At 63.8% G+C, this 9,728-nt stretch carries 13 protein-coding genes and 1 pseudogene; 7 read left to right on the top strand and 7 right to left on the bottom strand.

The window, feature by feature from the left end:
* Positions 1-495 precede the first annotated feature (495 nt).
* The 3 genes from JOZ76_RS23295 (at position 496) to JOZ76_RS23285 (ending at position 2,180) form a co-directional block, all read left to right on the top strand.
* Positions 496-666: a hypothetical protein gene (locus tag JOZ76_RS23295; protein WP_291702310.1), complete on the top strand. Its 171-nt coding sequence runs from the start codon at positions 496-498 to the stop codon at positions 664-666.
* Between the two features lie 741 nt (positions 667-1,407).
* Complete coding sequence (locus JOZ76_RS23290; protein WP_291702308.1) at positions 1,408-1,641, top strand: hypothetical protein; 234 nt, start codon at positions 1,408-1,410, stop codon at positions 1,639-1,641.
* 326 nt (positions 1,642-1,967) lie between these two features.
* Positions 1,968-2,180 carry a hypothetical protein gene (locus tag JOZ76_RS23285; protein ID WP_291702306.1) on the top strand — a complete coding sequence of 71 codons (213 nt, stop codon included), beginning with the start codon at positions 1,968-1,970 and terminating at the stop codon, positions 2,178-2,180.
* Between the two features lie 142 nt (positions 2,181-2,322).
* Here JOZ76_RS23285 and JOZ76_RS23280 read toward each other — a convergent pair whose 3' ends face one another.
* On the bottom strand, positions 2,323-2,574 hold the full coding sequence (locus tag JOZ76_RS23280; RefSeq protein WP_366938616.1) for a DUF3551 domain-containing protein: 252 nt from the start codon (positions 2,572-2,574) through the stop codon (positions 2,323-2,325).
* A gap of 271 nt (positions 2,575-2,845) precedes the next feature.
* Between JOZ76_RS23280 and JOZ76_RS23275 the strand changes: the two genes are divergently transcribed.
* Together JOZ76_RS23275 and JOZ76_RS23270 are read left to right on the top strand one after the other, a co-directional pair.
* Positions 2,846-3,025, top strand: a complete 180-nt coding sequence (locus JOZ76_RS23275; RefSeq protein WP_291702302.1) for a hypothetical protein — start codon at positions 2,846-2,848, stop codon at positions 3,023-3,025.
* 431 nt (positions 3,026-3,456) lie between these two features.
* Positions 3,457-3,609, top strand: a complete 153-nt coding sequence (locus JOZ76_RS23270; protein WP_291702300.1) for a hypothetical protein — start codon at positions 3,457-3,459, stop codon at positions 3,607-3,609.
* A 390-nt stretch (positions 3,610-3,999) separates the two neighbouring features.
* Here the strand turns inward: JOZ76_RS23270 and JOZ76_RS23265 are convergent, their stop codons facing one another.
* From JOZ76_RS23265 to JOZ76_RS23250, 4 genes are all read right to left on the bottom strand, one after another.
* A complete protein-coding gene (locus JOZ76_RS23265) occupies positions 4,000-4,254 on the bottom strand; it encodes a hypothetical protein (protein ID WP_291702298.1) in 255 nt (84 codons plus the stop codon).
* A gap of 69 nt (positions 4,255-4,323) precedes the next feature.
* Positions 4,324-4,779, bottom strand: coding sequence for an SRPBCC family protein (locus tag JOZ76_RS23260; RefSeq protein ID WP_291702296.1), 456 nt, complete (start codon positions 4,777-4,779; stop codon positions 4,324-4,326).
* 53 nt (positions 4,780-4,832) lie between these two features.
* Positions 4,833-5,279, bottom strand: a complete 447-nt coding sequence (locus JOZ76_RS23255; protein ID WP_291702294.1) for an SRPBCC family protein — start codon at positions 5,277-5,279, stop codon at positions 4,833-4,835.
* Between the two features lie 53 nt (positions 5,280-5,332).
* Entirely contained in the window at positions 5,333-5,767 is a 435-nt protein-coding gene (locus JOZ76_RS23250) for an SRPBCC family protein (RefSeq protein WP_291702292.1), read from the bottom strand.
* 121 nt (positions 5,768-5,888) lie between these two features.
* On the opposite strand from JOZ76_RS23250, the gene JOZ76_RS23245 reads away from it, so the two are divergent.
* The gene (locus tag JOZ76_RS23245) at positions 5,889-6,983 is read left to right on the top strand and encodes an adenylate/guanylate cyclase domain-containing protein (protein ID WP_291702291.1); all 1,095 of its coding nucleotides are present in this window, start codon (positions 5,889-5,891) and stop codon (positions 6,981-6,983) included.
* Positions 6,984-7,187: 204 nt separating this feature from the next.
* On the top strand, positions 7,188-7,493 hold the full coding sequence (locus JOZ76_RS23240; protein ID WP_291702288.1) for a hypothetical protein: 306 nt from the start codon (positions 7,188-7,190) through the stop codon (positions 7,491-7,493).
* 187 nt (positions 7,494-7,680) lie between these two features.
* Here the strand turns inward: JOZ76_RS23240 and JOZ76_RS23235 are convergent, their stop codons facing one another.
* Both JOZ76_RS23235 and JOZ76_RS23230 read right to left on the bottom strand, forming a co-directional pair.
* Positions 7,681-8,718: a transporter substrate-binding domain-containing protein gene (locus JOZ76_RS23235; protein ID WP_291702312.1), complete on the bottom strand. Its 1,038-nt coding sequence runs from the start codon at positions 8,716-8,718 to the stop codon at positions 7,681-7,683.
* 204 nt (positions 8,719-8,922) lie between these two features.
* Positions 8,923-9,045: pseudogene (locus JOZ76_RS23230) on the bottom strand (DUF3302 domain-containing protein); the annotation flags it as partial.
* Between the last annotated feature and the right edge of the window lie 683 nt (positions 9,046-9,728).

Here is a 9,728-nt window from a genome sequence, read left to right as displayed (position 1 = left end):
GCACCCCGTCACGGTTCAGGGCACGCCTTGCACCGTGATCGTGTACCAGAGGTCAAGGAGCGTCTGGGTTGCCGTAGGCTACTATCTGGGTGAGCGGATCGAGACGAAAGATAGCCGCGAATGGGCGGCGCTCAAGCTCTGGATCGAAGCAGCTGATGCCAGAGGCAGCTAGTCATCCTCCTTCTCCCTTTGGTTGCTCGTGGGGGGCCGACTTGTCCGCCGACCCGTCCCCGAAGCTCCAAGAGCAAGCGTAGCCCGGATGAGCGCAGCGATGTCCGGGACGGCCTCCTGAGCAAGAAACCCGCATGTCGCTGCGCTCATGCGGGCTACATGCTCTGCAACACTTAGGAGAACGCGGCCTTGGTCGTCGCATCCGAGGCTCGAGCCGGGGCCTATGCACAGCGACGTCTGGGGATCGCCTGAATTTAGCTACATTCTTACCTTCAACTGCTGATTGAAGCTTTTAGAGCCAAATGCATTTTCGAGAGGATGGCAATGGACGAGCGTAGCCGTTTGCGTGCCCATCTGCGAAATATCGAGCGTTACCAAGGCTTGCTCAAGACCGAGTTGACCGAACTTGAACTGCAATATCTCGAAAGGAGGCTTTCGGAAGAGCGCTCTGCGATCGCGGACCTGCATTTCAGTCTCCCCGGAGCCCTGCAATAGTCTCAAAGGCAAGCCTCGCCCGGTTGAGCGGCTTGTCCGCTGACCTGTCCGCCGTCGCCCAAAGAGCGAAGGCGGAAGCTCGAAGGACAGCGGCGAAGCTGGCGCGCTTCGAACAAGTCCAGCAGAATCGCTTTGAAGGTCCAGCAGGATCAATTTGAAGTGAGCGCATTGAGCATCACTTCCGGCGCGACAAACCTCTGCTTATCCTCGACAAGATCTTGGCGCGCGTTCGCGGAGTTACGACCGCAGAAGGCGCTCGCTCATGAGAAGAGCCTACAGGACTGTTCTCCTATCGGTGGCGCTCGACCCCGGCCCATATCTTGTCGCCCTGATCCTGCTCTGTGCCGTGGTTTTCAGCTTCTAAGTGAGGAGCACGAGCGAGCATATCAATGCAGGCGCTCAGTCTTCCTTCTTCACGCTGGCACCTCGCCGCCTCCGTCTCCACCACGCATCACGATCTCCTCCGCTCTCATCCGGCAGCGCCCGTTGCGGCACCCTCGTCCCCCGGGGCGCGCGCATCCAGATCGCGTTCTTCGTGCATCGTCGGCCAGCGCAGCGCGGACCAACGCAAGGACATCCGGGACGAGTTGCCTGACCGTTGCAGCAAAGGCACAGACGAATCGCATCTTGCTGTCCCGTGGTCCTTACGGATCGACCAGTTGCCGGCCTGGAGCCATGCTCCCGGTCACGCGGTGACGCGTAACACCGAATCGTCGCACTGTTGGACAGGATGGCTTGGGGATGACCGAGATTGCCAACGACACGGAAGTTTTTGATGCGATGCGCTTCGATGCCGTGAGCGGAGACATGGTTTGGACCGGTCGCGTGGGCACACGCGACGCAATCGGCCGGGAGAAACTCGCGATCGACCCGGGTTCCTGGAAATATTGCCCGCATCAATGGCTGGACGATCGCGGCTTCGTCGATCGGGAATTGTCGCGCAAGCACCCGCACTCCTGGCCACCAGCGTTGTAGTATCCAGAGGGAGCCGTCGGCCATACACCGGCGCGACGGTGCCACAGCGGCAGAAAGCCCCTGGCGATGGTGGCAGGGCGACGGCTGCTGACACCGAGTGCGGATCGCGCGAGTTGACGACAGGCAAAGCAGACGATGCTCCGCGTACGGATTGCGAAGCGCGAGAGGCAATGGCGTGCGGGCCGCGATGTCGCCTTCGCGTACGCTCCGATGCGAACGCTTTCGTCTTTCAATGAATATTAATCACATTGCTCTAATCTTCGATTCGGGCATACGGGGGCGCGTGCGCCGGCTTGGCAGCCGGTTGCAATCGTGAGCGCATGAAGATGGCCTTCGACCCCGACGAACTCGTCACCCTCACCGACCATGGCACCATGAAACTGCGCTCCGCGGTGAGGCGCGCCATGGTGCTGCTCCCCAAAGACCGCGTCCGCGCGACCATCGTCAGGGAGGGCAGGCGACGCCCGCTCAAGTTCGAGCAGATCAAGGGCCTTGCCGAAAAATGGGAAAAGCAGCCCGCGCGTAGCGAACGCGAGTGAGCCGAGGCTGACGAAATCAGCCCGCGGGCCGTATCCGCCGTCTTGTCGACCGAACCTCGAAGAGCGAAGGGCGCAAAGCTCGAGCAACAGAGAGCTAACCCACGCCGCATATGACGCCTCACGCCGGGCGAACCGACGCCCGTCAGTACGGCGCCCAGTAGCCTCGGCCCGGTTGCCTGAACAGATATCGCGGATTCGCTCCGCAATAGTCCGGTGTACCGGAAGCGCTCCACATGCACTGCTCGTAGGTCGAGAACAGGCAATTGCCGGGATAGCCCCATCTGCGGCCTTGCAGGCAGAACCGATCCTGTATTCCCGAGGGCGCCGCGACGGCCGGAGCATGTCGGCGCGCGAGCGCAGACGAGCTTGGAAGCGCGATCGCAGCCAGAACCATAATGGTCAGCCCCGCAGAGAGAACTCGGCGCATGACAACAACTCCATGAGCTTCGGGTGCATGGCACACCCGGACACATATATCCTCGCGGGCCGGCATTCACCATCCCACCGGCCTCACGCGCGACAAACCAGGCGCACGACCGCTCTGACCCGCAGCCGCTCCGTGGTTCTGCGCTCCAGAACGCGGCCACCATGCGAGCAGACGCGGAAGAGGAACGACCGCTGGCGGCCGGAATTGATCAGCGTACGTGCGCGAGATGGAGACGAACATGAAGCGTTTGATGCGATGGAGTGCAGCCGCCGTGCTGACCGCGATGGTGCCATTCGCAACCGCAAGCACCAGTCATGCCGCCTGGCACCACGCCCGTGGCCATTTCGGGTATCACCACTATCATGGTGGCGGGGCCGGTTCCTTCCTGTCCAGGCCGAGGAATGCCGAGAGCGCCTGAGCAGTCCGCACGCTGCGCCCGGTGCGGGCGGCGGAATGAGCCCGTGCAAATACGAGGTGTGGACTGGCTGTCACAGCTCGCGGGATTCCGCCCCCGGCGTCCTCTGGCCTCTTGAACTTTCGGCGGTGCGACGACATATGATGATTGCGATGGCGCCTCGCGCTGTCGCCGCCCTTGGTGGGCGTTTCCTCCCTAGACTTGGGCCTCTTGCTCATTGCAAGCGGCCCTTTTTCTTTTCGGTCAGCTCTTTTCACCCAGCGTTACGCTGCAACGATCGAAACGGCGCAAGGACTGAGACGGCCGTCTCGAGCCGCATTGGTCGCGCGTTCGATCGTCGCACTTCACAAACGCGCTAGAGGTGACGTGCCTCACAGAGCTTTGGCCCGGGAGCAGCTATCCGGAGGGGCTCACGGCTGTTTTTGGAGGCTGCGATGGCCGCTATTGCCAAAATGCTCTCGCGCGCATCCGGGTTCGAGATCGAAGCCGACACGCTCAGAGCAATCCTGATCTTCCGCGGAGCCGGGCTGCTGTTTAGCCTTCTGATGCTGAGCTACGGGATCGATCTCAGTCCCGGCTTCTTCTGACGGCAGGTCATGCAAGGCTTCGGACCGGCCCATTCAACCCGGATGCACGCTTGAGCGGGCGCTGACGGCGCGCTGCGGCCCCATCGCAACGAATCTTCAACGTCCGGCGCGTATGCTTTTCGTCATGAGGATTCGGTCAGGCCGTTCCCGCACCCCCGTCACGAGCAGGGCTGGCAAGCCCGCCGACCTGCTCGGCATCTGGCTCGAGCTCTTGAAAACGTTCGACGACGCGCCGCGGCGGCGGGCGGCAAAATTCCGGCGAACGCAGCGGGCGCGGCGCAGCATCCCGATGCGGCACATCCCCTCGTCTGCCGACCCGAATTCGGCGCCGTCACGGCCCGACCGCCGGAGCACGTCGGGCTGATCGCCGTCGGCCTCGGAGCCGCGTCATCAGTTGCTTGGAAAGCAGGCCTTGAATTTCCAGACGTAGCCGTTCGGGCGATTCGGGCACGGGCGGTGAGGCCTCGCTCCCGCAGGGCATTCGTTGAAGACGCGGGCGCCGGCCTCCCAGCCATCGACCACGCAGCCGCCATTGACCGCGCTATGGCAACCGGGGCCGCAGCTGTCCCAGCTGATCTCGGCGTGAGCCATGCCTGCCATCGCGACCGAACCCGCGAACAGAACCGTCCCGAAAAGTCTCCTCATGTATCCTCCTTGTTGCAATGTCGCGGGCGCCGATGAGGGGAAATCGGGCCAGGCCGTCCACAGCAGGGTTCACATCTCCCGCGCGACCGGACCAGGATCCGCGCCGGGATCCCGCCCCGACGCCGCAATGGCGAGCCGCCCAAGATAATGCGCCCAGCCCAGCGCGTGGTAGGCGCACTGCGCCGCGGTCGGAAGCCCGCTATGGGTCATGCGCAGCATGGTGCCGCCGTCCCGGTCGATCAGGTCGATCTCGACCAGGCTCGAGCCCGGCGGCACCTCCTCGTCGCCCTCCCAGCCAAAACTATAGGCAAGCCTGTGCACGGGAACGACCTCTCGAAACTCGCCGCGCGCCACCTTTGGGCTGCCGATCTTCTTGACGAGATAGAGCCCGCCGGGATGGGCCTCCGTGGCCGCTTCGGCGCCCATCCAGCTGACGATCTTGTCCGGATCAGTCAGGAAGGCAAAGACGGTCGCCGGCGGAGCGGCAATATGGGTCTCGCGTTGGACCAGGAGCGGTTCAGTCATCGGTCAGGATTCCCGGATTGGTTGCGTCGATAGCAGGCCAGGTTCGGTCTCAGTCATGTCAGCGGATCATCGGGTCCGGGATCTCCGCCCGCGGCGGCGATCGCGAGCCGGGCGAAATAGTGCGCCCACCCCCGCGCATGACTGGCGCACTGCGCCTCGTTCGGAAGATCGCGGTGCGTCATCCGTAACAGAGTGCCGCCGTCCCTGTCGATCAGATCGATCTCGACCAGGCTCGATCCCGGCGGTACCTCGTCGCGCCCCTCCCAGCCGAAGCTATAGGCCAGCCGGTGCACCGGGACGACCTCCCGGAACGCCCCGCGCGCATTGTTGCCGGGCCGGTTGACACCCTTGATCAGATAGAGCCCACCGGGATGCGGCTCGGTCATTGCCTCAGCGCCCATCCAGCTGATGATCTTTTCCGGGTCGGTCAGGAAGGCGAACACGGTCGCCGGCGGGGCTGCGATCTGGGTCTCGCGTTGGACCAGGAGCGGTTCAGTCATCGGTCGGGATTCCCTGAATGGTTGTGTCGGTAGCAGGCCAAGTTCGTCTCAGGTCACGTCGGCGGATGATCGGGTCCGGGATCTCCGCCCGCGGCTGCGATCGCGAGCCGGGCGAGATAGTGCGCCCACCCCCGCGCATGACCGGCGCATTGCGCCTCGTTCGGAAGACCGCGATGCGTCATCCGCAAGAGGGTGCCGCCGTCCTTATCGATCAGGTCGATCTCGACCAGGCTCGATCCCGGCGGCACTTGCCCGCTCCCTTCCCAGCCGAAACTATAGGCCAGGCGATGGACCGGCACGACCTCCCGGAACGCACCGCGCGCCACGCCGGCTCCCTTGACCAGATAGAGCCCACCGGGATGCGGCTCGGTCATCGCCTCAGCGCCCATCCAGCTGACGATCTTTTCCGGGTCGGTCAGGAACGCGAAAACCGTGGCGCGCGGAGCTGCGATCTGGGTCTCACGTCGCACGACAAGCGATTCGGTCATCGGGGCCTCCAAATGCTGTGAAAGCAAAACAGTGCCGCCAGATCCTGTTCCCAGGACAATAGCGCAAAATCGCGTTGGCACAGGAGTGACAAAGTTGGCGCGGGACCGCCATGATGGCGGCATGCATTTGTCCCCCACGCTTGCCTGGCTGCTCGATGCCGCCGCCGCGACCGCGAGCGCCGACCGCTTGCTGGCGGAGCTCGGCGCCCATTTGATCGCGGATGGCCTGCCACTCGTGGGCGGGACGCTGACGCTCGACGTGCCGCACCCGCTGATTGCGCGGCGCACCTGGCTGTGGCGCGCCGAAAGCGCCGAGGTCATCGAGGCCCTGGGATTTGCGCCAGGCGCGTTCGCGCCGGCACCGCTGGCAGGGGCGACCACCGATGCCGGCCAGCGCTGGCTCACGGGGCTGGCGGCCGGCCGGATCCATGAAGACCTGATCGGCGCAGGGCCGGATGCTCCTTCGCTCGCCTGGATCGGTCCGCGCGCGTTCACGTCAGCCGAGGCCGCCGAATTGCAGCAGGCGGCGCGCTTCGCGGCGGCGCCGCTCGCCGCGATTGGGGCGCGCGCCACCCTGATGGCCGCGCTGGAAGCCTATCTCGGTCGGCGCAGCACGGCGCGCGTACTCAATGCCCCGCTCCGGCGCAATGTCGGCGAGACCATCCAGGCCGCCCTGCTCTTTGCCGATCTGCGCGGCTTCACGGTGCTGTCCGACAACAATCCGCCGGCGTTGGTGATCGCCGCGCTTGACGCCTGGTTCGACCGCATCGCGGGCTCGGTTCATGTGTTCGGCGGCGAGGTACTGAAATTCATCGGCGACGGCATTTTGGCGATCTTCCCTGTGACGGACAGCGCCCCGCGCGCCGCCTGCGACGCCGCATTGCGCGCCGTCGCCGCCGTGCGCACCGGCATGGCGCATCTGGACGGCGAGCGGCGCGCCCAGGGCTTGCCGCCCCTGCCGTTCGGCGTCGCGCTGCATCTCGGCGAGATGTTTTGGGGTAACATCGGCGCCGCCAACCGGCTCGATTTCACCGCGATCGGCCCCGCCGTCAATCTGGTCAGCCGGCTGGAAGGGCTGTGCCGGCCGCTCGGCAGGACCGTGCTCATCTCCGGCACGCTCGCCGAACAGATCGACGCGAACCTGATCTCGCTCGGCATGCATGAACTGCGCGGCATTGCCTCGCCCTGCGCGGTATTCACCCTGCCGGAGGATTGATCCATCGCGTGCCGCTCGCACGGCGCGACACCAGGCGCACGGGCGCACCCCCTGTTTCGACTATCCCCGTGGTCGATGACCTCGCGCGATCAGCGCCTCCACGCCATTTTGCGGGAACACCGCGCCGCGGACGGAGTTGACACTCGTCAATGTGATCATGTCAGGCCACGCCAGGCTGATGCAGTGCAATATGAGGAGGTTTTGATGTTCAACCGTCAGGGAATGGCCTCACGCGCCGGCCAATGCGTCGTGCTGGCGACGGTTGCCGCGCTCGCGGTTACGTCATCGCTGACACCTGCCACCGCGGCATCCGCGCATCATCATCGCCATTACTATCATGGCGGCGGAGGGCGTGCCGCCGCAGCCTTCATGGGGACGGCCTTCGGCCTCATCGGCGGCGCGATCGCGGCTCAGCAGCGCCGCGAGTATTATGAGAATTACGGATACGGTCCGGGCTATGGCTATTACGGCCATCCCTATTACGGTCCCGGCTACTACGACCCGTATTGAGGTCGCGTCCGCCCCTAACTTCCTGACAAGCGACTTAGCCGGCGCCGCCTCGGGCGGAGCCGGCGAGATTGCGAACGTGACCCATGCAGTCCACGTCTTGGCCCTGTTCTCGACCTCGAGGTCGCGATATCCCCTCAGATTGAGATAACCCTCGTATCCCCTGACTAAGCTCCCCAACCTGTGACCACTAATTCTGCCCCAGGTAACGAAACTGAATGTCCTTCCACCATTCGGACTGCTCGGCCTCGAGCAGCGCGATGTTGATCTGCTTTCTCAGGCCACTGTCATTGCGCAGCGCGATTGCATAGTCCTGCGGTTCGAACGTCACCTCGCTCAGGTCGGCGCTCAGCCCGCCCTGGCGGATCATCCAGGCCAGGATCGGCCGGTCATATGCAAATGCGTCGATCGTCCCTTTCCGCAGCGCTTCGAATCCGTCATTTGCCGAAGGGACCGTTCTGTATTTGAAGCGCATCCGCGACAGCGCGTCCTCGGTCGCCGTTCCCTGGATGATACCCACGCGCACGCTGGAGAGATCGCCAAGGCTGTTCACCATGCCATGCAGGCGCTTCGTCGTCAGTGTCGAGGTGATGGCAGCCGTGAACGCCGCAACAGCGATCACCGATAGCACCATCCAGATCACGGCCACGATCCGTCCGGGCAGCGTGACCGGAATGATGCTGGCATCGACCCGCTGGGTCATTGCGTTGGCCGACCAGAACACGCCCGAACTCAGTCCACGCACGACGCCGCCGCCAAATCCCTCATTCGTGCGCCGCTCGAACAACCACATCAGCACGCCTGTGAGGAGAGCCAGGGCAAGCAAGGCTCCCAAAGCCTGCATGAAGCTGTAGGAGGTGATCGAACGGATGACCGGCATCCAGCTCGCGATCCGGTCGGACTGCACGGCAATGCCGGTCCCCGTATGGAAATAGGGCGTCGAGAAGTCGACCTGTTGTTCCCGGGCGGGCGTCACCGTGATCGCGGCCACCGCGACATCGAAAGTCCCAGCGCGCACGCCGTCGAGCAGCGCCGTCACTGATTCAGCCTCCACGAATCGATATTGCAACTTTAGCTTGTCGGCAATGCGGCGCCAGAGATCGATGCTGATGCCCCTCCAGTCTCCCTGCTCTCCCTTGATCGCAAATGGCGGCGCATCCTTGGTGCCGACGACGAGTTCGCCGGTTCCCGCAGTGTCCTCCGGCGCGGTGCCCGCACGCGCGGACATCGATGTAGCGGCGATCAGGCCAATGGCCACGACCGCCGCCGCGATTGCCGATCGCAGAGCTCGGTTCATCGATTGACCCGTTGCGCGCTTCATCGGATCATCTAGGTTGACCACGCATGTTGCTCTCGCGATCAGCCACTTTCCGGACCGCAGTCCGGTGTCCACAAGCTTTCGATCGCCGGTGTCTACGGTCGCCAGGCGCTGCTCCCTCTGGCGCGGCGCGGGCACGTCGACATAGGCCCAGAGCAACGCGACTGGCCACAGCGCAAACCCGAAGATCAGGGTGATCCAACCGGCCACCGGGACCGCTTGCGGCCACGGGTGACCGATGCTGCTGACCGCAACGGAGCGGAAGGAAAACGGCTTGTCGTTGACCCAGGCCTTGCCCATCTGCCGTCTCCGACTTTGCTTGTGGGGACTTTTTTTGCCGGCAGCGCGTTGAACGGATCGTGGCCTTGGCGGCTTCGACCCGCCCGGAACGGTATCACGTCAGCTTGAATCAGGGTTACGACAAGGAGTCGCATCCGTGCGGCCCCGCCATTCGATGTAGAGGATGAGGGGCGCCGCAGATTGCACCGTCGACACGGTTCGCGCCGAACGTCATCGTTTCATGCCACCGAATGCGAAGTCTTGCAGATATCCGCGACGATTTCGGCGTCGTGAGTGGGATCGTTGCGCAAGGCGCGCGGAACGTATCCCGATGAAGAGTCGCCACCCAATTGTGTTTCTTCAAACGGGCGAAATCATCTCGAATGCACAGCTTCCGGCAACTTGGCGGGCGCGCCGAGCAGGTTGTAGGCTTTGATCGCCAAGTTCGCCCGCATGTTCGAAACGTACAAGAAAACGTCCAATCTCTCCATCGATTTTTAGAACTCGCCACTGGAACAATGGTTTGCAGCGTTCCTCAAAACAAAAACCGCCGGGCGGGGCGAAAAGCCGTGGGGCGCTGGGAGTCTGTAAAGCCCTGCTCACCAACCCGCTTAATGGCAACGCGATTGTGTTCTAGGGAG

This window comes from Bradyrhizobium sp. (genome assembly GCF_019244115.1).
Classification (GTDB): Bacteria; Pseudomonadota; Alphaproteobacteria; order Rhizobiales; family Xanthobacteraceae; genus Bradyrhizobium.
This window is presented reverse-complemented; position numbering and strand designations above follow the sequence as displayed.